We start from the raw sequence: 23,727 nt of genomic DNA, 5'->3' as shown, positions 1-23,727 counted from the left end.
ATAGCAGCAACTTGGTTAGTCTGTTGCTTTTTCAATTGGGGGACATCATGGATTCTAAAAAAACAATTCATCGATTAAGTACAGTAGATAATGCAATGTCACTTTTATCCCTATTTCTAAAGTATGAGTCAATCGGGCTCATGGACGTGGAACGAGAAATGGGTATCAGTAAGACAGCAGCCTTCCGCCTCGCTGTAACCATGGCTGATCGTGGCTTTTTGGTCAAGGATGCAAAAACAAAGCAATATTACCCAGGACCGATTCTCTTTCAGCTGGTTAGAAAATTCCAAGTAAACGATATTATTACGGTTTCGAATCCGTTTATTCAGGAATTGGCTGAGCTAACAAATGAATCTGTATATCTCTCAATTCGTTCCGGGAATAAATATATTTTTTTAACGGGTATTGATAGTACTTTTCCTTTAAAGGTGACCGTTACCTTCGGTGACGAAATTGATCTTTATTTAGGTGCTGCAGGCAAACTGCATATGGCTTTCATGTCTTCAGCTGACATTGATACCTATTTCAAACGGACTGAATCAGAATATACTGCTTCTAACAAACTAGCAGGTTTAAACGAGCTACAGGCACAATTAACTCAAATAAGGGAAGATGGTTATTCTATTAGTCCTGGAGCAGCGTATGCCGATTCTGCGGGTTTTGCTGCTCCTATCTGGGGGTTGGGAGAGGAACCCGCAGCATCGCTTTGCCTCCTCATACCTATGGCAAGGCTTACACCTGAGAAACAGAGCGATTTTGTAAAGCAAGTGATGGATTACGCAGACAAGATTTCTGCTGAATTCAGAAGGAAGCAAGAAACAATAAACATGTCAAATTAAACTGCAGTTATTAGGTTTTAGGTTAAATCAAAAAGCTTCTACTGCTTTTTTTGCCCAGGATCGTGCCACAAGGATACGTTCCCGGGCAAGACCTTGTGCTAACGGCATATCCATACCGTGTGCAACTAAGGTTTTTATCCAACTTGAAGATTTAGGATTACGTCCAACGAGCACTTTCATATAATCTACAGTGGTCTTCACCAATTCCTCCGTTGGTACGATCCGGCTAATCAGTTTTAGCTTATACCCTTCTTCGGCAGTAATTTGGTGACCACCAAATGCAAATTCTAAGGATGCTCCCTGGTGAACCAGTCTAGGCAAGCTCTGAGTGCCTCCTGCTGCGGGAATCATCCCCAATTTTGCCTCGGGAAGGGCTAATTTCGTTCCTGGGGCTGCAAAACGAAAATCACAAAGCATAGACATCTCAAGTCCAGATCCCACTGCAAAGCCGTGCAAAGCAGCTGCAATGGGCTTAGGCAAACGGCGTATTTCATCCCACAAATCTCGTTGGAGCCTGATACGGCGTTTTTTAATCACCGCAGGCACTGTTCCAAATTCCGTTAAGTCCGCCCCTGCACAAAAACCGCGTCCTGCTCCTGAAAGTACGACAGCATCTACTGTAGGGTCATCACGAATGGCCAGTATTGTTTCGTATAATTGATCGCGCAATTCTACATTAAAAACATTTAATTTCTCTGGCCTGTTCAGTGTAATTAAGGCAATTGGTCCATCCTTTTCTAGACAAACTGCTGGGCCGAAGTTGTTCAAGGGTTTCCCCTCCTTTTTTATTTTCTTACTGTCATAAGTAAAGCTTATTATTCTCCCTGGAAATTTGGTGTTCGTTTTTCCAAAAAGGCATGGACCCCCTCCATACGATCCCGACTCGTTTGAAGTAACATATAGATATCAAGTTCCAGGCGTAAAGCTTGTTCTAACGGTAATTCACTGCCCCTTAGCAGACATTCCTTCGTGTATTGCATGGAAAGGGTGGACATACTAGCAAGCCGTTTAGCCTCATTACATGCCTCGGGCCATATCAACTCTTCATCAAATAGTTTATTGATTAATCCAAGATTTAAAGCCTGGGAAGCTTCTACTAGATCCCCTCCTAGCAGTACAGACATAGCTGGTCCCTTACCGATCAGGCGCGGCAGCCGCTGTGTTATACCCCCAGCGGGAACAAGTCCCCAAGCTGGCTCAGGAATTGAAAACCGAGCATTTTCTGATGCAAATCTTATATCCGCAATACAAGCCAAGCTTAACCCTAGAGAAGTGCAATGCCCATTAATGGCAGCAATAATTGGATAAGGTAAACGAGCCCACTCCTCAATAGCACTAGATGCGAGTGCCACAGCTGAATATGAATCATTATCCAGTTCATTTGCTTCATCTTGGAAATTTAACCCGAGAGAAAAGTTTGGTCCCCGAGCCCCCAAAAGAATGACCTTAATATCATCCCTTTCTTGAATATCTCGTGCAAAACTCAAGAGTTCTTGAGACAATTCTGCGGTAAATTTATTCTGATTTGCAGGGGTGTTCAGTAACACATGAGCAATTGATTCATCAATCCATACGTCTAGACATTGATATTTCATAATAAGCCCCTTCCATTTGAAAACATTAGAACACTATTCCAATATTTATCTATTCCTATCGTTTTAAGGAGTCCTGAACATACCTATGTATGATAATCAAGTTCTGGCGGGGTATTCCTTGGGGCCTTCCAGCCGATACTTTCCCAGGGCATACCCAGTACAGAATTGCCTCCTGGTATAGACATTTTTGTTATCTGACTGTCATTGACAAGATCTGCAACTTCTCTCACTGTGACTTCTATTTCCGGCTTAGAAGGTTCCACCCCATTGATCAAATAATCGGCTGTAAATTGACATGCCGTCTCATATTGGGAAAGATCAACACTTAATCCAATTCCCTCACGATTACGGAGGAGTAGTGAAGCAGCCAAGGCAAATGCACCATGAATTCCAGCACCAATGTCGCTAATCGAAAAACCTGGGAGCCAAGGATTTCCATTCGGATCGTTAGTCAGAGCTGCCAAGCCGGACATGCTTTCCAGCGTAGGACCATAGCCCACAAAATCACGGTAAGGTCCTGTTTGCCCAAAGGCAGATAGAGAGACAATCAAAAGGTCAGGTCGGTGAATCCATAGTTCTTCATTGGTTAAACCGAAATTGGGCATGACTCTGGGGCTGAAATTTTCAACAAGTACATCACTATTTTTCACTAACTCTAGAAATCTTTTACGGTCGGATTCTAGGCGCAAATCTAATTGGATTCCCCGTTTATTCCGATTTAATTCTCTGAAAAACGGGGCTTTTGATCCCTTGTTTGAACGTATACCGTCTGGCCGATGGGGTGCTTCCACCTTTATTATCTCCACCCCTAAATCAGCAAACAGCCGTGTACAATATGGGCCTGACCACATACTGGTCAAATCCAGGATTCTAAGTCCCTTCCAGGCAGCCTTTTTAATGGGAATATCTCCCCTTTTAATAGGAGCAGAACTGGCATTTATTTTCCAAGGCAGCCGCACTCCCCGAACTCCAGACAGGGTGGTATTCCAAAAGTTTCGAGCAGACAGCTGTGGACAGGATCGTAGTTCTACAGGAGTCTGAACCTTTGCGAATGGCAGTCGAAAAGCTTGACCAGTCAGGAACAACTCTTCCCGAGTCATCTCTTGGGTCCAGCTTCCTAGAGTTTCCTCCAAAACAGTGCAATCCTCCATACGGCTGTCATTACTCGACCATTTTGGCCGATGGACAATCCCAGCCCACCGTTCTAATAATTCCCACTTTTCATCTACAGGAGCTCCAATAAATGCCCATCCATCGGCAGCTGGTAAGATTGCCATCGGAGCTAGCTTATTGTGGCGATTCCCCAATCTACTTCGAGAAATTCCAGATGCAAGGCAAGTGGAAATAGCCCCCTCAAGTGCACTAGCTGCAATCGTAAGTGCATTGATTTGAACCAATCGTCCTATCCCAGTCCAAGACTTTTCAATGAGAGCAAGTAGCCCTGCGGTTCCAGCATGTGCACCAACCAGATAAGCAGAAGAATATCCCCCAACTGCTAAAGGTGGTTTTTCGGGTTCACCTGTTAATGCCATCCACCCCGCCAGCCCCTGAAGGGTATATTCTTCGTCGACATCCACGCCTTGAGGGAACTGAATTCGGATGCCGATGCAGGTGGCTGTTGATTTCAAATGACTTGACAGGAGCTGATCTAATTCATCGGCAGAATGACTATCCCAAAGGATAATGTCCCAAGGTTCACTAAGGAGGCTTCGAACAGCTGCATTTGACTTTTTTCCGCTGGCAGTCATTACGATTCTTTTCTTCACATCTCTGAAGTCGGAGGTAGATGCATTACCAAACAATACTTTAGTAACAAATGCCCCGCTCTCAGCCAGAAGCCTTCCCGCATAGCTTCCGGAAGAGCCCTCTGATACTTCTAACACCTGAATACCAGTTAATAGTTCAGTTTCACGACCTCTCACCATGGGCGTTTACGTACCTCCCAGCATCTGCTGATATCGAATGAATAAAGATTTCCCTCTTTCTTTTACCTTAGTAAATAGTACAAAATTTTAATAATCTATTGATGTGTTTTTACTAGTTTCTTCTAAAGTTAATCAGCCGTTGGCAGAGCAACCGGTTTTTTAAGCTGCATATCTACACCACAGCATTGAATGGTACCTTCTCCTGCTTTCGTACAGAGAACTTCTCCTCCGCATTCCTTACATTCCAGACGTTTTCCCAATTGATTAGCCATAATCCTCTCCTCTTTCATATTCAAAATATAGGAGAATTAAAAGTCCATCTCCATTTGTACATTGTGATTCACTTTCATTCCATTTTGTTTATTTCCTTTCCAAAGTATTTCCGCAGCATTTCAAGTCTACAGCTCCGATTTTGGTAACTATAAATTCACTTTGACAGCCTTTACATACATATTTAGATCCAATTTTTATGGACATTCTTTCCACCTCCTAGATCATAACGCATGACAGCGTTTTCATTTACTTACCCACCTTAACTCCTAATGGTTCTATCCCAATAATGTCTCTCTGCTTTAATACTCCAATTTGTTCATCCGTCAATTCTAAAATATTTTTTAATACATATTCATTATGCTGGCCAAGTTTTGGTGCAGGACTAAGATGTTCAAGGCGATCCCCAGAAAATTTTACCGGCCAAGATGGGAATAAATGAGTACCTGTGAGATCTCGAGTCATCTCTTGGAACATTCCTTGTAAAAATGGGTCTTCAACCATTTCATCTACCTCAAGCACTGGACCAGCACTTAAACCATTTTTTTGAAGAATATCGGATGCCTCGCGGTGACACAATTTGACCGTCCAGTTTTCCACTAGTTCGTCTAATTCATCCTGATATTCACAACGGGCGGCCGCTGTTTTAAATCGTTCATCATCTGCCAATAACGGATTCCCGATAACCTCACAAAATCGCTTCCACTCCACATCGTTAGTAATCGCGATCGCTATCCACGAATCCTCTCCCTTGCTGCGGTATACTCCATGTGGAGCCATATTAGGCTGACGATTACCCATTCTTCCCCAACTGCGGCCGTTCATGGAAACATCCGCAATTGGCTGTCCAATAAGGTTAGCGCATGCCTCTGATTGTGCTACTTCTATGTGCTGCCCCTTTCCTGTTTGTGATCTATATTCCAATGCTACTAAAAGAGCATAAGCGGTATGAAAACTTGCAATTACATCCCCTACTCCTGAAATAATCATTGGATTCTCATTTTCGTACCCATTTGTTTGTGCGATGCCAGATAAAATCTCAAACGTGTAAGCGAAGCCTGGCTTGTCACGATAAGGGCCACTTTTACCATAAGCAGGCATCGACACCATAATAAGTTCAGGTTTAACCTTGCAAAGTTCATCATAGGATAGGCCAAAGTTTTCCATAACCCTTGGAGAAAAGTTTTCAATTACCACATCACTTTTTTTCACCAAATCTATGAACAACTTTATACCTTCTGGATCATTTAAATTAAGTGTTAACCCTAACTTATTCATGTTTGCGGCGTTAAATTGCGGACCCAGTTCCCACCAATCCTTTTCTCCTGGAGGCGCCATCGTATACCTGAACCCATCAGGAAACTGGATTGATTCCACCTTAATCACTTCAGCTCCAAGTGCGCCTAGATAAGAAGTGCACATTGGGCCGGACCACCACATGCTAAGGTCAAGAATGCGAATTCCTTCTATAGGAAAGGATGACATCGTTCATTACCCCCTTTTTTATCGAATGTATAAACCTAAATAACTCTTTCAGCCTGCAGTATCTGAAGCTCTGTTTCCGAAATTCCCAGTTCATCACCCAAGACCCGTGAATTGTGTTCTCCTAACAAAGGAGCTGGACTATTAATCTTCCATGGTGTTTCTGACATATGAAACGGAGCGCCAGGCTGTAATACTTTTCCCATCACTGGATGGTCAACCTCAACGAAAAATTCTCGTTCTTTATACTGTGGAAAGCTAATCATTTCTTCAAAGGTTGGAACAGGGTTAACTGGGACTCGCCATTCTGCGCCAAGTTGGATAATTTCTTCCCTTGTATGCTGCATCAGCCACTTATCGAATCTCTCCCGAAAAATTTCCTTATGCTGTAATCGATAAAATAAGGTTGTGAATCTTGGGTCATCAATCCAATCATACATCTCCGTCATCAAACAAAAGTCCTGCCAATGCTTCCCCGTTAGAAGATTAATGCCGATATAACCGTCCTTGCATTTCTCTATACTCGGCATCATTACATATCGCTGCGTATGCTTAGAGGGGCTGGTCGGAAAAGAATTCTGGACAGTTGGATAGGATCTTTGCAATAATCCGCATTCGGTTATCGATACATCCACATGTTTTCCCTCACCCGACCTCCTTCTATCAGCTACAGCAGCCATTGTAGACATAGCAGCAAATGCGCCGGTGATGTATTCCATCATCCTCAATGCACCGCCAGCTCTTAGAGGCTCTCTTTCCGGCTCACCAATAGAACTTATAAATCCGCTCATGGCTTGAGTAATCAGTTCTGTTGCCTCGTAATCCCGGTATTTACCCGTTTGACCAAAATTAGAAATGGAGGTCATAACCAAGCGTGGATTGATTTTCTTTAGTTCCTCATAACCTAAGCCTAGTCCAGTCATAACCTTTGGACTAAAGTTTTCAACTAATATATCCGCATCGCAAATGAGTTTCTTTATGATTTCCAGTCCACGTTCTGTTTTTAGATTAAGAGTAATTCCTTGTTTATTGTTGTTCAAGTAACCGTAAAGAGCACTTGCATTTAAATTAGGTTTGTCATTAGGAAATGGTCCTTCCTGTCTTGAAGGGTCACCTAGTTCGGGACGTTCAATTTTTATTACCTGTGCACCTAAGTCAGCCATTAGCTTCGTACAATACGGTCCTGCAATATGCCACGATAGATCAATTACCTTAAGTCCATTTAAAGCTTGCCCTTTCATTTTTTCACCCCTCATTCATTTGTTAAAATTAGAAAGCAATCATATAAAAAAGGGGACATTCCGTATTAGGTGAGTGCAGATGGCCCCCGAAAGGTTTTATGAAATTTCCCTTAAGTATTTTTTACTCTAGGATTAAGCACGAACAGCTAATGAATCGCTCACGGTAATCTTTTGTCTTCCAATTGATTGACTGATTTTCTTTAAATGCACAGGTGCTGTTCCGAGATTCAACTGCATACTCTTGAATCGGCGGAAGCAGAATTGTAATGGATAATCTAGATCAATCCCCATTCCCCCATGCAATTGGTGTGCCCCAATTAATACGTTTTGCCCTTCCTTGCAGAGCCATGCCTTAGCAATCGCCAATTCTTTTTCTGCCGGCAATCCTTTCTCTAACCGCCAAATAGCTTGGTATGCAGCCAATCGTCCTCCTTCAACAATTGTGAACATATCTGATAACCGGTGTTGAACAGACTGGTAAGAGCCAATTGCACGATTGAACTGTTTACGTTCTTTTACATACTCATTCGTTACCTCTAATGCTCTTCTTAGCACCCCAGCCATTTCTACACATTGGATGGCAGCAGCCATCTGGATTGTCTTTTGTGTTAAAGACCATCCGTTGTTTACATCACCTAGTACACTCTCATCTGAAAGCGATACATTTTGAAACTCCACTTCATATAGCCGGTCCGGCCCTATGGAAGGCAACGGAATGGAACGAGTTCCCGGTTGACCGCTTTTAACTAGAAAAAGAGTTAATCCCTCACTAGTACCTTCTCGATTACTAGAAGTTCTGGCTAACGTTAGCAGGTAATCAGCTGACTTTGCAAAAGGGACAAACAGCTTTTTCCCAGAAAGGGAATATTCGTCATCCTTCTTTGGTGCAGTGGCAGTTACGTACCTTAAATCATAATGTGACTGTGGCTCTGAAAAGGCTCCAGAAAAAATAAGTTCCCCCTCGGCGATCTGCGGTAACAACTCTTCCTTTTGTGCCTTTGATCCACTCTCTAGCAGCGGGATAACACCATAGGCGATCGTTGATAGAAAGGGAGCAGGGAGTGACGCCCACCCAGCTTCCTCTGCCACTAAGGCCAAATCCATTAAACTGCCGCCAGTACCGCCATATTCTTCAGGAATAATTAACCCCAGAAACCCCAAATCAGCAATTTCCTTATAAAAGGCAGGTGAGTAGCTATCTTCGCTCGTTTCAAATTTTCTCAATTCCTGAACGGAACACTTTTCTTTGAAAAATTTATGGGCCATACTTTTGAACTCTTCTTGTATTTGGGTTAAAGCGAATTCCATGTTTTCACACTCCTTTTCATGTGTCTCGCCGCTTGAATTTCGGCAGCGCTACCTCTTCCGACACCTGGTCTACCACCACTTCAACGGGCATTCCAATATAAATTTCATCTGGATCACAATCTATCATATTTGAAACAATACGAACACCTTCCTCTAACTCTACGAGAATAACTTCATATGGTACTTCAAACCTTGGAAAGGTGGAACGATGATAGACAACATAACTATAAATGGTTCCTTTTCCAGAGGACGGAACCCACTCCATATCAAATTTATGACATTTGTAACAAACGGGGCGGGGTGGATGCATATAGGATTGGCAATGCTTGCACCTTTGGAAATGAAGCTTCTTTGTTTCTTGAAGATGTGACCAAAACTCCCTCGTATCTTCATTCTGCAGAGGTTTGGAAACTGGAAAATCAGGATTATAACGTACCATATTATTTACCTCCTTCTTAAAATAAGTCCACTTGTTGGAACACCTAAACCACCCGTTACTAATACATGTTCAACATCTTCTATTTGTGTCGTGGAAGTTCCACGAACTTGGCGAACCCCTTCCGTAATAAGGTTCATTCCATGAAGATAACCTTCAGACATTAAACCGCCAGAGGTATTGATTGGCAGCTCACCCCCTGGACGGATTCGATTGCCGCCCTCACAATAAGGTACTCCCTCACCTTTTTCAACAAAACCGAGTGCTTCTAATTGCATTGGAACCAGCGGACTAAAGGCATCGTAAAACTGTGCTACGTCAATGTCTTTCGGAGTTACACCGGCCATCTTAAACAGTTTTTTGCCATATTCCTCTACCTCAGGCAGACGTGCGATATCTTCACGATAATAACTAGTCATCTGTTCGCCGTTTGTAGACATTCCCTGAATTGCACCAGAAATATACGCAGGACGCTGTTTTAAATGCTTAGCACGTTCAGCCGTTGTAACAATCATAGCAACTGCACCATCTGTACTTAGGCAACAGTCATGTCTTCGTAATGGAGCAACATTTAATGGAGAATCTAGATATTCTTCCATTGACAACGGTCTATCATAAAACATTGCATTAGGATTTCGATTCGCATTCTCACGATTTACTAGCGGTACCCAGCCTAATTGACCATCCTTAACACCATATTTATGAATATAGCGCTGGGCGAACATAGCCACCCAAGATACCGGGGTAAGTAAACCATAAGGGAAATACATGCCATAATAGGTATCACGGACTCTTGTTTCTTCAAAATCACCATAAGTTACGGGACCGGATGCATCTCTGATTGAACGTACACAAACAACATAATTTGCCATACCTGATGATACAGCGGCTACAGCGTGTGCGATTGTTCCGCAGCTTGCGCCACCCCCGTAGGGGATTTTACTAAAGAAACTGAGATTTGGAATACCTAACGCCCGAACAATCTCAACTTGTTCTGCTGAATCTAGCGTGTAATTGATCATTCCGTCGATATCCTCTACTTTAAGGCCAGCATCCTCAACAGCAGCTAAAATAGCTTCTAGCGCCATGTGAAGTTCTGTTCGCCCGCAGTTGCGGCTAAATTCGGTCTGACCGATTCCTACTATTGCTGTTTTATCACGGATATTTTCCATCAATCTTACCTCCTAGTAAGGGCTACGACAGCTTTGCCAGCTGCATGGTTGCCAAGTGAATTTCTTCCAGTAAACTCGATTTCAACCAAGCTCTGTCCATTTGACTCATATTTTTGTGTCACACTTCCGGTGATGGTCATTCGATCACCAGGGTAATTAGGAACAGCCAATCTTAGGGTAATACTCTTGATTTCACCAGTTGGTCCGGACCAATCAGTAAGATATTTTCCAATTAATCCATTAGTAGTAAGAATGTTCATAAATACATTATCGGCACCCGCTTTACGGGCTGCATGATAATCATGGTGTACCTCAGCATAATCATGAGTTGCTGAGATCGCTCCGCCGACAACGAGTGCAGCTGTAATTTCACGCTCGCCTGCAGGCAGCTCATAGCCAACTTCTACATCATCCCAAGTAATTGAAACTGGACTTGTAATGTTCATCATTATTCCTCCTATTCTTTAGAAATGGCATTATAAGCCAATATCGTAAAGGTTTGTTTACATACGAGTTCTTCCCGCTGATTAAAAAACTTGTATAGGAAGGTAACAAAGTAACCAGGGCCTCGAACCGTTTGCTTTTCAGGGGATATTTTATCGACTGAAATGGTGTAGTTAATCTGGTCGCCAGGCTTCATTGGCGCAAAATACTCCTGACCTTGTTCGGTTGCCACAATTGACGTATATCCCTGTTCAGCCAACTCCGCAACGAGAAGTTCCATTGAACTTGGTTCTCTATTTCCCGTTGGCCACAGTGGACTCATCGTATAAACTTGGACCTGCATCGGAGGGGCAATAATACCGCCGTATTTTGAGGCTTTCGCATATTCTTCGTCTTGATACAATGGATTTGCATCCTCCATAACCTCACACCAATGTCTAATCATCTGTTTACAGACCTTATCTGGCCCCTCAATAAGATCAGAATCTACTCCGACAAATTCCTTTATTTTTTCTTCCGTTAAAGCCATCCCATTCTTCCTCCTTCACTTCATCCATCGGTAAAAAATTAATGCCAGCGCTTACAAAAAGAGATTAGCTCTTTGGTAATCCAAGACCAAATCGGGCAACAAGGTCACGCTGAACATCATTGGCTCCACCGCCAAATAGGTATACGAGACGACTCTTTGCATTCTTTTGTCCGTATCCATCGGCAACTGCCCATTCTGAACCCGTCTCAATCTGTCCAAACATACCCATAATTTGCATACAAGTGTCAAACACCTTTTGGTTTAGCTCTGCTGCAAATACTTTGTTCATTGAAGGACGGAAAGGTGCTGATTTTTCATTGGAATGAGCCCATGCAGCACGGTAATTAAGGAGCCTAAGCACCTCAATTTGCACAGTTAATTCAGCAAGACTATCACACACCGAATGCTGATCGATAACTCGAACACCATCAAATTCGGTTTCACTTGCCCACTCAATCGTTTCCTCAACCATACGCTCCATTCTTGCATATGTTGACAACATCAGCCGTTCTAACGATAACTGTGTTGTAATATATTCCCATCCTTTGTTTTCCTCACCGACGAGTGCACCGAGAGGAACCCGAACGTTATCATAGTATGAGACGTTCGATCTTTCTCCTATCAAATTCATCGGGGTTACAGAAAATCCTGGGAGGTTGGTAGGGACCAAAAAGATAGATATCCCTTTATGCTTGGGAGCATCAGGATCTGTACGTGCCGCCAGCCAGATGTAATCTGCCATATGGGCATTCGTAGTAAAAACTTTCTGCCCATTAATAACATAAGAGTCGCCGTCTCTTATCGCTCTTGTCTGCAAGGAAGCAAGATCCGTACCTGCCTGTGGTTCAGAGTAGCCAACAGCAATCTCTACTTCACCTTTAAGGATTTTCGGTAAAAAGTAATTTTTCTGCTCCTCTGTTCCAAGTTTCATCAAAGTTGGCCCAACTGTCTCTAGGGTAATAAATGGGATATTCACACCTGTGCGTTCTATTTCCTCCAAGAATATATATTGTTCTAGTGGAGTTCTTCCCTGCCCGCCATACTCAACTGGCCAGCCAATGCCGAGCCAGCCGTCCTCACCAAGTTCTCGAATGTATTGCCGCCATAATGGACCTCCATCGTGGTTTTCTTTTAACTCATCTAAAAGTTCCGGTGTGATGTGACTGTCTAAATACGAGCGGATTTCTTCTTTTAACTGTCGCTGTTCTTCCGTTAAATCAAAACGCAACTTTATCACCTCATTACTAGTTTTTAAGTTTTATACAATACAGGGTGATAGATTAATAGATGACTAGACGAGAAATTTCCATTAAGGAAATTATTCCAGCTCAAGCTTCCCTGTTTTGAATACAGATTTTTTAGAGATTACTTCAATTGTTGATTGGATTGCTGAAAAATTGCTCTTTAAGATCTCTTTTAAGAATCTTACCCGATGATGTTCTTGGGAGTTCATGGACGAAGTTAATGATAGATGGGCGCTTAAAGCTGGCTAACCGGTCTCGACAAAATGAAGTAAGTTCTATTGCACCAGGCGGTTCCTCAGGATTTTTGGCAACGATTACGGCCGCAACCTCTTCCCCCCATTCCAAGCTTGGGACACCAATGACTGCAACATCGGCTACTTTTGGGTGTTCTAGGATTACATCCTCAATTTCGTTCGGTGAAATGTTTTCTCCGCCTCGAATAATCATATCTGAACTGCGGCCGCTTAAGAATAAGTACCCATCTTCATCTAACCACCCCATATCCTTCGTGTTAATCCAACCATTAACTAGCGTTTCATTATTAGCATCAGGGCGGTTCCAATACCCTTTCATCGCTCTCTTTGTACGGATGTATATATTCCCGATTTTATTGTTTATCATCGGTTGATTGTCTTCATCTAGAATCATAATGTCAACCCCAGGGAGAGGTTTTCCAACCGAGGACAGACGTCGAATCTTTTTCTCTACTTCCTCAGGTGTACCAGTCAGCTTGTGATCATCAGGTCCTAGTACACTGACAGTAGAGGTGGTTTCCGTCATACCAAATGCGTTAGCAAAATTGGTGGTCGGCGGGAATAACTCAATCGCACTTCGAATAACCGGAAAAGGCATTGGTGCTGCTCCATATGATAGACTCTCAAGTGAGCTGAGATCTGTTGATGGAAAATCCGGGTGATCCATTACCCACTTGAGCATAGTAGGAACCAAAAATGCATGTGTTGCCCTTTCCTTCTGCAAGACCTGCAGCCACTCCCCAGCCTCAAATTGACGTAATAAGACTAAACGCCTACCGCAATATATGGAGTTACAAATACTAGTAGCACCAGCCACGTGATAGCTAGGTATACAAATGATCGATGAGCCTTTAGGTGTGCCATCGGCTGCCTCTGAATGGCCCATTACATAAGTGGTTAACTGGCCATATGTAAGCATGACACCCTTTGGTCTACTAGTGGTTCCACTTGTATATAAAAGAATGGCCAAATCATTAGCATCTACATCGGCAAAATCTAGTAATGGCTGTGTTACACTTCGTTTAACTTCCTCATAATTCGGACCAATCGGGTGAAAGCCTCCAATACATATCGCAGATTCTATCCCGCTTGCAGGTAATAATGGAGCTATTAAATCAGCATAGCGGTGTTCGACCAGTATAAGCTTTACTCCGGCGTCCTTCATCATAAACGCCAGCTCTTCAGCTTTTGCCCGATAATTGATTGGTACAATTGTCGCTCCTAGTTGAAATGCAGCAAAAAATGCTTCAATCATTTCTGGGCAATTAGTTGCGATAATCCCAACACGATCACCATTACCTACACCTTTTGAAGCAAGTGCCGATGCAAGGCGGCCGGTACTATCCACTAGTTGACTGTACGTCTGCCGTTGTTCCCCAAAGGTAATAATTTCCTGTTCGGGAATTATACTGCCGGCAATATTTAACAACAAGTATGCATTCAATCTATGTCCACCTCCAATTTATTTAAAAATACTTATTTCAATTTTCTGAATTCATCGTTGCTATTGCGTTTATGATAATCTATAATTGCTATAAACGCAATATAAAAAATAAAATTTTCTGACACTTGGACAAAAAAGGTAAGATTTTCCTAAAATTTTCGTTAAGGGGAGAAGATTATGAAGACTAAAAAAGTAGATCGAAGAATTTTGCGGACAAGACAAATGCTTAAAGATGCTCTAATTTCTTTAATAACTGAAAAAGAATTTACTGCGATTTCAATAACTGATATCATCAATCGTTCGGACTTAAATCGTTCTACATTTTACGCCCATTTTCGGGACAAAGATGATTTGTTATCATGCATCATCGATGAATTAATTGAAGGATTAGTCAAAAGCATGCAAGTGCCCTGTACAATCGACCAGACAAAGCTAAATGAATATTGCCGTCCCACACATGCAACCATTCAGCTCTTTACATATGTGGAAGACAATGCAGACTATTTCAAAACGATGCTGAACAATCAACGTGTACCGCAGTTGTCACAGCGGATTTCTGATACATTGTACAAGTTTTATAAAAAGGAAATTGAAAACAAGCCCGAATACGAGGATCAACTAATTATTAATAAAGGATTTTTTGCCTGCTATTTAACTTCAGTAGTGGTTGGTTTTGTCTATCACTGGCTAGTCGTAACTGATATGAAGTATTCCACTGATTTTATTGCTAAAGAACTCACCAAAATATTTACCATGAAACCATACATTCCATATTTTTTTCCAATAGCTAATTAGTTAACAGACAAAATGTCTAAATGTGTTGTTTATTTTTCCTTTTTTATATATTTTCAGCATTTTTACTGATTAAGCAACATTTTTCATGATTTTAATGATTGATAATCAAACCAATCATATTTATAATCGGTAAACAGAATAGTCTGAATCTTCTTTTTTATCTCGTGAATATATCCATGTAAAAGGAGGGGTATTGGGACTGCTAAGAACATTTTTTGAAAGCGCTTTTATGTATGCGCAAGATGATCAAATGATACTATATTGGGGGAATTATTAATGGAAGCTACTGTAACAAGAAAACAATGGACTCAGTTCATTGCTCTAGTATTTGGGGCGTTTATATGTATTGAAGCAATGGTATTTCAAGCCCCGGCGGTCCCGCTCATCGCTCAGCATTTTGGAGTTCCTTCTTTCCTGGCTGGTTTGATTATTCTTTCCTTTTATATTACATCAACGGCTTTCTATCCCCTTGCAGGAAGAATAGCAGACAGTATTGGGAGGAAAAGAGTAATTCTTTTCGGTATGGTACTTTTCACAATTTCTGAGGTCGCAGCAGCATTAAGCCCAACCTTTTCCTTCCTGCTTGTCGCACGGGTAGTACAAGGCTTATCAGTGGCTTGTATCTTACCGGTGGCTCTTTCTTACATTGGAGTCCTTTTCCCCCCAGAGAAACGAGGGATGGCTGCCGGAATATTTTCAGGTTTCCAAGCATTAGCCTCTACAACCGGGGCTGTGATAGCAGGTTATTTAATCGGAATATATGGATGGCCCATTGTTTACTGGGTTAGCGGGGGTTTAACGGCAATCGGATTTTTCGTAGTATTAATGCTGGTTCCAGAATCAAAGGGTGAAAAAAGCAAATCTTTTGATCTTGTTGGAACAATCTTAATCATCATTACTACAGGCTGTCTCCTGCTTGTTTCGACATTTGTAAGAACCTATGGCATTGGTTCGGCAATAACATTGGGAACACTTGGAGGAGGAGTTTTGGCAGCCGTTCTTTTATGGGCTACTCAAAACCGTAAAGCAAATCCACTAATTGAGCTTTCTTTATTAAAAAATCGATTATTCGCCGTTGTTGTAGTGACCAATTTAGTAATCGTCGCTGGCTACCAACTATTCATTTATGCTATGAACTTTTTCCTTACAACAAGACCTGGTGGAGATGTGTCGCAAACGGGATTGTTTTACATGGCTATTTATGGCGCAGGATTCTTTGGAAATTTAATCTACGGTAAAATGGCCGACAAGTTTAACGGAAAGAAGCTTTTAATCTCTATCCTTTCTCTGCCAGTCATTACATTAATTATTAATGCTTTCTCAGTTAATGCAGGAACAGCATTTAATTTCATTTTCGTTTTAACGTTCTTCTTTGGATTTGCACAGGGAGCGGTTACTCCAGTTATTATCAAGTATGCTCTAGGTGCAATGGCAGCTGAGAAATATGCAGCAGGTTCCTCTTTATTTCAATTCATCCGGGACTTTGGCGCTCCATTAGGTCAGGTTGCTGGTATCGTTATATTTACAACCTTGACTACTAGCTTTACACAATCTGCTCTCATTAACGAGGCTGAACAGGCTGGTGTTAATTCTAGTCTCATGGCAGCAGTTGAACAAGCAGGAGTTACCAGGGGAGAGCAAATGGATGAAGGTCTATCAATTGAACTGCAATCGCTGGGAATTAAGTTTGAGGATTTAATGGCTTCAGCAAATTCAGAAGGCTTTACCAATGCCTTACAGATCATATCATTCATTACGATTGGGATCTTTGTCCTCTCCATTATACTCAGCCTTCTCATTCCAAATAAAAAGGCTGGAACGAAACCAAAGGATTTAAAAACAGCCAGCACTGTAGAACCAGAGGCTTTATAAGTAAAAAACATAACTCTAAACAGCCCGAGTCCTTGATAAAAAAGACTCGGGCTGTTTTTATTTATTCTGAAATCGTTTTGTAAGGTGAAGATTTTTTGTAGAGTAATAGAAGATAAGCGTCAAATAGTTCCCCTTCTTTTTTAGGCGGGGTTATTTGACGCTTACAATAGAAGTCTTACCAATCCAACGCACAAGCTGCTTTTTCACGATATTCGCGCGGGCTGCCGAGGTAACTTTCATAGTAACGAGCTCGTTTTAAATAGAGCTGGCAATCTAGTTCTTCTGTAAAACCAATCCCTCCATGAATTTGGATGCTATGTGAGGCATTACGAATATAGGCTTCGCTGATAAATGCACGAGCGCTAAAGATAGCTGCTTCCCTGTCAGACGCATTACTTTCAAGAGCCCAGTTTGCATAATAACTTAAGGAACGAGCTGTTTCCAAATCTGTTTTCATATCCGCAATCCGGTGTTTTATCGCTTGGAAACGCCCAATTGGCTGCCCAAATTGAACACGAATATTTGCATATTCAGCAGTCATCTCAACAAGTCGGTCCATTCCCCCGACCATCACCGAGCAAAGAGCAGCATTTACATGAAGCAAGCCTTCTTGAACAACTGACCACCCTTGATGGATAGTGCCTAACACTTGGTCTTTTGAAACGGTAATATTCTCAAACGTAATTTCTGCTAGCTGTAAGGTTTCATCTAAACATTTTTGTTTGCGAATATCTAGATGGTTTTCTGTCCGATCAACCAATACTAATGAAATTCCTTCACCGTTTTCTCCCTCTTCCGAACGGACAAGTACCATAAACGTATCAGCTGTCTCGCCTTCGGGAACTAATGCTTTGACTCCGTTTATTACAATAGATTCGTCTTTAATTTGCGCAGTAACACAGACATCTTCCGGGCTGTAGCCTCTCTTTGGCTCTAACCATGCGAGCGTTATAGTTCTAGAACCGGACGCAATTTGAGGCAAATACTTTTGTTTTTGTTGATCCGTACCATACTTTTCTATTAAAGGAACAGCGAGTGTAACCGTCTCCAGGTAAATACCCGGCAATAGCGAGCGTCCAAGTTCCTCAAGAACCGGAACTAAATCGAGAGAACCAAGTTCCGCTCCCTCATAGTTCTCGGAAATTGTAATACCTGTACAGCCAAGTTCGGAAAGTCCAGTGATTGCTTTCTTGTACGGCTTGAAATTATTTTTTATTACTTCCCTTGCGATATTGGTTTGACCATTTGCATCCAAAAATTTACGAACAGAACTGCGAAACATTTCCTGCTCTTGACTTAATGAAAAATCCATTTTTTAAGCACCTCCTTAATAGATTAACGTCCCATATCCTTTGGCAGTCCAAGGATTCTTTCAGCAATCGTATTTTTCTGAATCTCACTTGTTCCTCCGCCAATTGTCATCCCAAATGAATAGAGAAAATTATCCTGCCAGAAACTATCAACTAAGGCATCCTCTTTCCACAAAACCCCTTGATGTCCTTGGAGCGAAACAGAATAAGCAAACATTTCCTTAGTCAACTCACTGACAAGGAGCTTATCCATTGACCCTTCTGCACCAGGATAACCTCTTTTTAATGTAGATGTTAGATTTCGGTAATAGTTTAATAGTGAACCACGTGTACGAGTGTAAAGGTCAACCATTTTTTGCCGCACGAACGGGTCTTTTATTAGCGGCTGTCCATTTTCCTGGACTTCCCCCGTCAGCTTAACAAGTTCATCAAACTGCTGTTCCAATGTAAAAAGTTGACCGCCAATCCCTGTCCGTTCATGCATTAAGAGAGCAATCATAACCTTCCAGCCTTCATCTACCTCTCCAACAATGTCAGCATCATAAGCGATTGCATCATTGAAATAGACTTCATTGAAATCATGCTCCCCATCCATTTGGATGATTGGCCTTGTTTCAACTCCTGGTTGATGCATATCGACAAGAAATACGGTAATTCCCTTGTTTTTTTTCTCATGATTTGATGTTCTGGCCAAGAGAAAACACTTGTCTGCATAATGGCCAAAGCTTGTCCAGACCTTTTGACCATTAATAATCCAGCGATCTCCATCCTTTACGGCACTTGTTTGCAGTGCTGATAAATCAGATCCGGCATTTGGCTCGGAATACCCTTGGCACCATACCTCTTCACCCGTGAGCATTTTTTCGATATATTTTTGTTTTTGCTCTTCTGTCCCCATTTGAATTAGGGTTGGACCTACCATGTGAATTCCAACATAATTAATTAGTACCGGGGCCTTAACACGTACCATTTCCTGTTGATAAATAATTTCTTCCATTAATGTTGCGTTACGGCCGCCGTATTTTTCAGGCCAGGCAATCGCTGCCCAGCACCCTTCATATAATTTTTTTTGCCAGCCTCTAAGAAATGCTGAATATTCTTCATCCTCTTTTAGAACTTCTCTTTTTCCTTCCAGCCATCCTTCAGGCAAATTCTCCTCAAGCCAAGATCTTAATGTACTGCGAAACTTTTCTTCTTTTTTTGTAAAAGAAAAATCCATTGTAAAATCCTCCTTTCTTATAATTTTTTAAATCATTTTCCATTGTGGAAGCGCTCTTTCTTCCGTTATATCAACCCAAACCATTTCAACAGGCATACCGATTTTAACTTCCTCTGGTTTACATTCCAGAATATTGCCAATAATCTTTACAGCTGGTGCTTTTTCTAATTCAACTATGGAAATGATTTGCGGAATATCGTCCTGAAATCCAGGTAAGAACGGACGATATGAAATAATATAAGAATAAACAGTTCCTTTAACATCACTGCCAAGGTTTTCCCAACTAAGCTCGGTACCGCCGCACTTTGCGCAGCTTGGGCCAGGAGGATGTGCATATTCCCCACAGCTTTCACATTTTTGCAGGCTAAGCTCATGGCGGTCAGCAGCATCCCAATAAGGATGGTTATCATGGGTTTTTAGTGGAATTGGTTTTTGATAGTTCATCGTAATCCCTCCTAGTTTCTTAGAATCATAGCTCCGGCAATATCTGGTCCAGCCCAGCCTGTACAGATTCCGACTTCGCAATTTTCGACTTGGCGATCCGATCCTTTATATTCATGACGAACCTGTCGGACAATTTCAAGAACATTGTTCATTCCATGGGTATATCCTTCTGACAGCATCCCGCCAGCCGTATTCGATGGTAGTTTTCCACCCATTTTCAGGTTTCCTTCGGCGACAAAATCTCCGACTTCACCGCGAGGCGCAAAGCCATATGCCTCAAGCTGACGTAACACCACCCAGCTGTAACAGTCATAAATGGAGGCAACCTGAATATCAGCTGGTTTTACACCAGCCATCTTATAAAGTTCAGGTGCAACATAATCAGAAGCTACTTGGGATAAATCGGACCAATAATGGGTATGTGGATGACATTGTCTGGCTGATATTCCCATGATATATACAGGTCTTGATTTACAATCCTTCGCACGTTCTGCTGAAGTAACGATAATGGCATTTGCCTCATCCGACTCAAGGCAGAAATCATGTCGATTGAATGGATATACTAAATCAGGGGTATTTAAGTATTCTTCCATTGTTAATGGCTTCCCGTGGAAAAAAGCCTTCGGATTGCGCTGGGCATGTTCATAGAAGCTGACACAAACATGTCCAAGATGCTCTTTCGTAATTCCTGTTTCATGCATATGGCGAGTGGCAAATAACCCAAACCACTGACTAGGCCCTCCCGCTCCATAAGGTATAATAAAGCTGCCGCCATCAATCGCTGTTTGCAGCAAATTGACATCCCAGCCGCCGCCTCCCATTCTCACTCCTGAACGGCCATTCATGGCACGGTAAATTAACACTGTATTTACGATACCTGCTTCAATTAAACCAATCGCATCGCCAATTAACATTTCTGTACTGCTTCCGCCGCCTTGGATATCCTTAACATACTTAGGCCGGACACCTAAATAAGTTGCCAGCTGATGTGATGTACATGAATCATTCTCCGAATAGCTCATGAAACCATCGATTTCCCTTGCGTCAAGTCCAGCATCCGCAATCGCGGCACGGGCAGCATCTAGGGCTAAATGCAGCGGAGTCCTTCCAGAATTTTTTGATCGTTCACTTTCACCTACACCTACAATGCAAAAGCGATTAGATATATTCCCCATGTGTAAATCCTCCCTATTCATAATTGATGAACAAAATCATACTTAGAGAAATCTTAATGTTGCTTGACCAGAACCAACGACTTCTTCTGGTGATTTCGCTGCTTTTAATGACAAACTGACATATTGGGCGCCAGCCTCTTCGTATACTTTTTCAACAATGGCAGAACAGGTGATTTCGTCCCCTGGTCTAGTCATTGCTCCAAATCGCATTCGAAAGTGTGCAGTTTCAGCAGTTTTTCCTGCAAGCTGCATCACATATTCCCCTAAAAATCCCATTATCAGCATTCCGTGGGCAACCACTCCATCCATTCCAATACTTCTGGCAAATTCATCATCTGTATGTAAAGGATTGAAATCACCTGAAGCCCCTGCGTATTTTACTAATTGAACCTTCGTAATAGGAGGCTTTTTCAATGGGTCAAGCATCTGCCCTTGTGTTAGTTCCTTAAATTCGAGCACCATGATTATTCTCCTTTCATTTCGGTAATGGACGATAAACAATGTTCATACGGCTTATGACAACTAATTCTCCCAATTCGTCCTTCATTTCCGTATCGATTGCTAAAAACTGCATCTTACCGCTTCTGCCTTCTTTTTCATATAGATCGGATACCTTTAACTGGCAATACAGACGGTCTCCCGGACGAATTGGCCGGTAATAAAAAAACTCCTGTTCCCCATGCAGCATTCGCCGCTCATCAAGTTTTAGAGGCAGGCCTCCACTGTCAGAACTCATCGCAATCGGAAAGGTCGGAGGCGCTATCAATCCTTCATACCGCGTATTAGCTGCATATTCCGGATCAACATATAAAGGATTTTGGTCTCCAATCGCATTTGCAAATTGGCGGATATGTCGTTTTTCCACTTCAAAAACGAATACATCCCCTTTGATACCAATAATGCTCTTGTCTAAATCCACTAGTATCACTTCCTAGTCTCTATTATTCTTAAAAATCATTACTTATTATGTAAATCATGCTGAGTTTTCTATATATTGCTAATTTTAGGTATATACAAATAGAGTTTCAATGTACGATTTTACATAAATATCTTTTTATTAATAGAAACTCCTCCATCGAATGATAGTTTGGAGCTATGCTATGATTTTTAAAAGGAATTTACTGAGTAGAAAGGTTGGTTGTCTTATGAAATTACCTAATAAGGTAGCAATTATTACTGGCGGTGCATCTGGTATTGGCAGAGGTATTGCTCATGCAATGGTGAAAGAAGGAGCAAAAGTAGTTATTGTCGACATTAATGAAGAAAAAGGATTAGCCACAGAAATAGAGCTTCAAGAGGTTGGCATCGCAAAGTTTATTAATGGAGATATTTCGGTTCGATCTACAATAAAGAAAATAGTTGATGAGGTTGTTAACTTATTTGGCAAAATTGATATTTTAGTAAATAATGCACATGTATCCAAACAAGTTTTATTTACTGAAACGACTGACGCAGAACTTTCCCTTTCATTTAATACTGGCTTTTATCCAACCTTTTACTTTATGCAAGAATGTTTTCCTTATTTAAAAGAAACGAAAGGCTCTGTCATCAACTTTGCTTCAGGAGCTGGACTAGAAGGATTACCAACTCAGGCTTCATATGCTGCTGCAAAGGAGGCGATTCGAGGGATATCCAGGGTCGCTGCGAATGAATGGGGTGTATACGGCATCAATGTTAATTGTATTAGTCCGATTGCCTCTTCGCCAGGTGTACAACAATGGAAGGAACACTTCCCAGAAGACTATGAGATTTTGATTAACAAAATCCCGTTAAGGAGATTGGGCGACTGTGAAAAAGATATTGGCCGTGCGGCGGTCTTTTTAGCAAGTGAGGATTCAGATTACATGACCGGTCAAACCTTGATGCTAGATGGTGGTGCTCAAAAATTAAGATAGAGGGGGAAATGTAGTGGCACGCGTCCAAAATAAAGTAGCGATTGTAACCGGAGGAGCATCTGGTATTGGTTTAGCGACAGCCTATGCTTTAGCAAAAGAAGGAGCAAAGGTTGTTATTGGAGATTTCAATCAAGAAGGTGCTGTACTAGCAGCGAAAGAAATAGAGGGATTTGGCGGTCAAGCAATTGCTACTTTCTTAGATGCTTCAAGTAAAGAATCTATTAAAGGGTTAGTTGAAAAAACAGTGGAAACGTTCGGTAGAATCGATATTCTATTTAACAATGTCGGCCTAACAGATTTGAAAAAAGACCTAGATGTTGTCAATCTTGATTTAGATGAGTGGGATCGGTTGATGAACGTGAATGTAAAAAGTATGGTTATTGGCTGTAAATATGCAATTCCTTATATGGTGAAGGCTGGCGGCGGCTCGATTATTAATACCACTTCAATGGCAGGTTTTGCAGGGGATGCAGTGCGCACGGCCTATGGGGCTTCGAAAGCAGCCGTTGTAAACTTAACGAAATATATCGCTGTACAATACGGAAAACAAAAAATACGCTGTAATGCTGTAGCTCCGGGACTCATTTTAACCCCTGCGGCAAGAAATAATTTGCCTGAAAGTATTTTAGATTTATTTATGAAATATAACTCATTACCATATCATGGCGAACCAGAAGATATTGCCAATACTGTTCTGTTTTTAGCATCAGATGAATCAAAGTTTATTACTGGACAAACTTTACAAGTTGAAGGCGGCCATTACATCGCAAACCCATCTGTACCTGATTTAAGTACAATAATGGGCTAATAGTTTAGGAGAAGGGAACCCCTTCT

General features: G+C 41.8%; 24 protein-coding genes. 5 read left to right on the top strand and 19 right to left on the bottom strand.

Going from position 1 to position 23,727, the window contains the following annotated elements; genetic code table 11:
* Nucleotides 1-47: 47 nt before the first annotated feature.
* Nucleotides 48-839: an IclR family transcriptional regulator gene (locus SFC47_RS04525; protein ID WP_411253045.1), complete on the top strand. Its 792-nt coding sequence runs from the start codon at nucleotides 48-50 to the stop codon at nucleotides 837-839.
* Between the two features lie 27 nt (nucleotides 840-866).
* On the opposite strand, the gene SFC47_RS04520 is transcribed toward SFC47_RS04525, so the two are convergent.
* The 13 genes from SFC47_RS04520 to SFC47_RS04460 all read right to left on the bottom strand — a co-directional run bounded on the left by SFC47_RS04520 (nucleotide 867) and on the right by SFC47_RS04460 (nucleotide 14,183).
* Entirely contained in the window at nucleotides 867-1,607 is a 741-nt protein-coding gene (locus tag SFC47_RS04520) for an enoyl-CoA hydratase/isomerase family protein (protein WP_411253044.1), read from the bottom strand.
* A 47-nt stretch (nucleotides 1,608-1,654) separates the two neighbouring features.
* Nucleotides 1,655-2,434, bottom strand: coding sequence for an enoyl-CoA hydratase/isomerase family protein (locus SFC47_RS04515; RefSeq protein ID WP_411253043.1), 780 nt, complete (start codon nucleotides 2,432-2,434; stop codon nucleotides 1,655-1,657).
* A gap of 83 nt (nucleotides 2,435-2,517) precedes the next feature.
* Nucleotides 2,518-4,359, bottom strand: a complete 1,842-nt coding sequence (locus SFC47_RS04510; RefSeq protein WP_411253042.1) for a CoA transferase — start codon at nucleotides 4,357-4,359, stop codon at nucleotides 2,518-2,520.
* Nucleotides 4,360-4,487: 128 nt separating this feature from the next.
* Complete coding sequence (locus SFC47_RS04505; RefSeq protein ID WP_411253041.1) at nucleotides 4,488-4,631, bottom strand: hypothetical protein; 144 nt, start codon at nucleotides 4,629-4,631, stop codon at nucleotides 4,488-4,490.
* A 247-nt stretch (nucleotides 4,632-4,878) separates the two neighbouring features.
* The gene (locus SFC47_RS04500) at nucleotides 4,879-6,114 is read right to left on the bottom strand and encodes a CaiB/BaiF CoA transferase family protein (RefSeq protein WP_411253040.1); all 1,236 of its coding nucleotides are present in this window, start codon (nucleotides 6,112-6,114) and stop codon (nucleotides 4,879-4,881) included.
* 35 nt (nucleotides 6,115-6,149) lie between these two features.
* Entirely contained in the window at nucleotides 6,150-7,352 is a 1,203-nt protein-coding gene (locus SFC47_RS04495; RefSeq protein WP_411253039.1) for a CaiB/BaiF CoA transferase family protein, read from the bottom strand.
* Nucleotides 7,353-7,484: 132 nt separating this feature from the next.
* Nucleotides 7,485-8,660: an acyl-CoA dehydrogenase family protein gene (locus SFC47_RS04490; RefSeq protein WP_411253038.1), complete on the bottom strand. Its 1,176-nt coding sequence runs from the start codon at nucleotides 8,658-8,660 to the stop codon at nucleotides 7,485-7,487.
* Between the two features lie 16 nt (nucleotides 8,661-8,676).
* Entirely contained in the window at nucleotides 8,677-9,099 is a 423-nt protein-coding gene (locus SFC47_RS04485; protein WP_411253037.1) for a Zn-ribbon domain-containing OB-fold protein, read from the bottom strand.
* 5 nt (nucleotides 9,100-9,104) lie between these two features.
* Complete coding sequence (locus tag SFC47_RS04480; protein ID WP_411253036.1) at nucleotides 9,105-10,268, bottom strand: thiolase C-terminal domain-containing protein; 1,164 nt, start codon at nucleotides 10,266-10,268, stop codon at nucleotides 9,105-9,107.
* A 5-nt stretch (nucleotides 10,269-10,273) separates the two neighbouring features.
* Nucleotides 10,274-10,717 (bottom strand): hotdog family protein, encoded by a 444-nt coding sequence (locus tag SFC47_RS04475; RefSeq protein ID WP_411253035.1) that lies wholly within the window; start codon nucleotides 10,715-10,717, stop codon nucleotides 10,274-10,276.
* Between the two features lie 8 nt (nucleotides 10,718-10,725).
* Nucleotides 10,726-11,241 carry a MaoC family dehydratase gene (locus SFC47_RS04470; protein WP_411253034.1) on the bottom strand — a complete coding sequence of 172 codons (516 nt, stop codon included), beginning with the start codon at nucleotides 11,239-11,241 and terminating at the stop codon, nucleotides 10,726-10,728.
* A 64-nt stretch (nucleotides 11,242-11,305) separates the two neighbouring features.
* Nucleotides 11,306-12,469 carry an acyl-CoA dehydrogenase family protein gene (locus tag SFC47_RS04465; RefSeq protein ID WP_411253033.1) on the bottom strand — a complete coding sequence of 388 codons (1,164 nt, stop codon included), beginning with the start codon at nucleotides 12,467-12,469 and terminating at the stop codon, nucleotides 11,306-11,308.
* Between the two features lie 142 nt (nucleotides 12,470-12,611).
* Nucleotides 12,612-14,183: a class I adenylate-forming enzyme family protein gene (locus SFC47_RS04460; RefSeq protein WP_411253032.1), complete on the bottom strand. Its 1,572-nt coding sequence runs from the start codon at nucleotides 14,181-14,183 to the stop codon at nucleotides 12,612-12,614.
* Between the two features lie 177 nt (nucleotides 14,184-14,360).
* On the opposite strand from SFC47_RS04460, the gene SFC47_RS04455 reads away from it, so the two are divergent.
* Together SFC47_RS04455 and SFC47_RS04450 are read left to right on the top strand one after the other, a co-directional pair.
* Complete coding sequence (locus tag SFC47_RS04455; RefSeq protein ID WP_411253031.1) at nucleotides 14,361-14,978, top strand: TetR/AcrR family transcriptional regulator; 618 nt, start codon at nucleotides 14,361-14,363, stop codon at nucleotides 14,976-14,978.
* 276 nt (nucleotides 14,979-15,254) lie between these two features.
* On the top strand, nucleotides 15,255-16,850 hold the full coding sequence (locus SFC47_RS04450; RefSeq protein ID WP_411253030.1) for an MFS transporter: 1,596 nt from the start codon (nucleotides 15,255-15,257) through the stop codon (nucleotides 16,848-16,850).
* A gap of 175 nt (nucleotides 16,851-17,025) precedes the next feature.
* On the opposite strand, the gene SFC47_RS04445 is transcribed toward SFC47_RS04450, so the two are convergent.
* Genes SFC47_RS04445 through SFC47_RS04420 form a run of 6 tightly spaced genes read right to left on the bottom strand, consistent with a single transcriptional unit; the run spans nucleotide 17,026 to nucleotide 21,917 of the window.
* On the bottom strand, nucleotides 17,026-18,162 hold the full coding sequence (locus SFC47_RS04445) for an acyl-CoA dehydrogenase family protein (protein WP_411253029.1): 1,137 nt from the start codon (nucleotides 18,160-18,162) through the stop codon (nucleotides 17,026-17,028).
* Nucleotides 18,163-18,185: 23 nt separating this feature from the next.
* Complete coding sequence (locus SFC47_RS04440) at nucleotides 18,186-19,379, bottom strand: acyl-CoA dehydrogenase family protein (RefSeq protein ID WP_411253028.1); 1,194 nt, start codon at nucleotides 19,377-19,379, stop codon at nucleotides 18,186-18,188.
* Nucleotides 19,380-19,406: 27 nt separating this feature from the next.
* Complete coding sequence (locus tag SFC47_RS04435) at nucleotides 19,407-19,823, bottom strand: Zn-ribbon domain-containing OB-fold protein (RefSeq protein WP_411253027.1); 417 nt, start codon at nucleotides 19,821-19,823, stop codon at nucleotides 19,407-19,409.
* Between the two features lie 11 nt (nucleotides 19,824-19,834).
* The gene (locus SFC47_RS04430) at nucleotides 19,835-20,998 is read right to left on the bottom strand and encodes a thiolase C-terminal domain-containing protein (protein WP_411253026.1); all 1,164 of its coding nucleotides are present in this window, start codon (nucleotides 20,996-20,998) and stop codon (nucleotides 19,835-19,837) included.
* Nucleotides 20,999-21,040: 42 nt separating this feature from the next.
* The gene (locus SFC47_RS04425; RefSeq protein ID WP_411253025.1) at nucleotides 21,041-21,460 is read right to left on the bottom strand and encodes a MaoC/PaaZ C-terminal domain-containing protein; all 420 of its coding nucleotides are present in this window, start codon (nucleotides 21,458-21,460) and stop codon (nucleotides 21,041-21,043) included.
* 13 nt (nucleotides 21,461-21,473) lie between these two features.
* Nucleotides 21,474-21,917 carry a MaoC family dehydratase N-terminal domain-containing protein gene (locus tag SFC47_RS04420; protein WP_411253024.1) on the bottom strand — a complete coding sequence of 148 codons (444 nt, stop codon included), beginning with the start codon at nucleotides 21,915-21,917 and terminating at the stop codon, nucleotides 21,474-21,476.
* Nucleotides 21,918-22,143: 226 nt separating this feature from the next.
* On the opposite strand from SFC47_RS04420, the gene SFC47_RS04415 reads away from it, so the two are divergent.
* Nucleotides 22,144-22,893, top strand: coding sequence for an SDR family NAD(P)-dependent oxidoreductase (locus SFC47_RS04415; protein ID WP_411253023.1), 750 nt, complete (start codon nucleotides 22,144-22,146; stop codon nucleotides 22,891-22,893).
* Nucleotides 22,894-22,906: 13 nt separating this feature from the next.
* A complete protein-coding gene (locus SFC47_RS04410; RefSeq protein WP_411253022.1) occupies nucleotides 22,907-23,701 on the top strand; it encodes an SDR family NAD(P)-dependent oxidoreductase in 795 nt (264 codons plus the stop codon).
* Nucleotides 23,702-23,727 lie beyond the last annotated feature (26 nt).

It is taken from the genome of Neobacillus niacini, from assembly GCF_046591715.1.
GTDB classification, from domain to species: Bacteria; Bacillota; Bacilli; order Bacillales; family Cytobacillaceae; genus Neobacillus; species Neobacillus niacini_L.
This window is presented reverse-complemented; position numbering and strand designations above follow the sequence as displayed.

Bases quoted from the DNA above. Each gene is read 5' to 3' on its own strand.
- SFC47_RS04510 (WP_411253042.1), bottom strand. From the start codon at position 4,359: ATGGTGAGAGGTCGTGAAACTGAACTATTAACTGGTATTCAGGTGTTA.
- SFC47_RS04425 (WP_411253025.1), bottom strand. From the start codon at position 21,460: ATGGTGCTCGAATTTAAGGAACTAACACAAGGGCAGATGCTTGACCCA.
- SFC47_RS04495 (WP_411253039.1), bottom strand. From the start codon at position 7,352: ATGAAAGGGCAAGCTTTAAATGGACTTAAGGTAATTGATCTATCGTGG.
- SFC47_RS04515 (WP_411253043.1), bottom strand. From the start codon at position 2,434: ATGAAATATCAATGTCTAGACGTATGGATTGATGAATCAATTGCTCAT.
- SFC47_RS04450 (WP_411253030.1), top strand. From the start codon at position 15,255: ATGGAAGCTACTGTAACAAGAAAACAATGGACTCAGTTCATTGCTCTA.
- SFC47_RS04455 (WP_411253031.1), top strand. From the start codon at position 14,361: ATGAAGACTAAAAAAGTAGATCGAAGAATTTTGCGGACAAGACAAATG.
- SFC47_RS04525 (WP_411253045.1), top strand. From the start codon at position 48: ATGGATTCTAAAAAAACAATTCATCGATTAAGTACAGTAGATAATGCA.
- SFC47_RS04505 (WP_411253041.1), bottom strand. From the start codon at position 4,631: ATGGCTAATCAATTGGGAAAACGTCTGGAATGTAAGGAATGCGGAGGA.
- SFC47_RS04475 (WP_411253035.1), bottom strand. From the start codon at position 10,717: ATGATGAACATTACAAGTCCAGTTTCAATTACTTGGGATGATGTAGAA.
- SFC47_RS04445 (WP_411253029.1), bottom strand. From the start codon at position 18,162: ATGGATTTTTCATTAAGTCAAGAGCAGGAAATGTTTCGCAGTTCTGTT.
- SFC47_RS04500 (WP_411253040.1), bottom strand. From the start codon at position 6,114: ATGTCATCCTTTCCTATAGAAGGAATTCGCATTCTTGACCTTAGCATG.
- SFC47_RS04470 (WP_411253034.1), bottom strand. From the start codon at position 11,241: ATGGCTTTAACGGAAGAAAAAATAAAGGAATTTGTCGGAGTAGATTCT.
- SFC47_RS04490 (WP_411253038.1), bottom strand. From the start codon at position 8,660: ATGGAATTCGCTTTAACCCAAATACAAGAAGAGTTCAAAAGTATGGCC.
- SFC47_RS04415 (WP_411253023.1), top strand. From the start codon at position 22,144: ATGAAATTACCTAATAAGGTAGCAATTATTACTGGCGGTGCATCTGGT.
- SFC47_RS04440 (WP_411253028.1), bottom strand. From the start codon at position 19,379: ATGGATTTTTCTTTTACAAAAAAAGAAGAAAAGTTTCGCAGTACATTA.
- SFC47_RS04430 (WP_411253026.1), bottom strand. From the start codon at position 20,998: ATGGGGAATATATCTAATCGCTTTTGCATTGTAGGTGTAGGTGAAAGT.
- SFC47_RS04435 (WP_411253027.1), bottom strand. From the start codon at position 19,823: ATGAACTATCAAAAACCAATTCCACTAAAAACCCATGATAACCATCCT.
- SFC47_RS04485 (WP_411253037.1), bottom strand. From the start codon at position 9,099: ATGGTACGTTATAATCCTGATTTTCCAGTTTCCAAACCTCTGCAGAAT.
- SFC47_RS04480 (WP_411253036.1), bottom strand. From the start codon at position 10,268: ATGGAAAATATCCGTGATAAAACAGCAATAGTAGGAATCGGTCAGACC.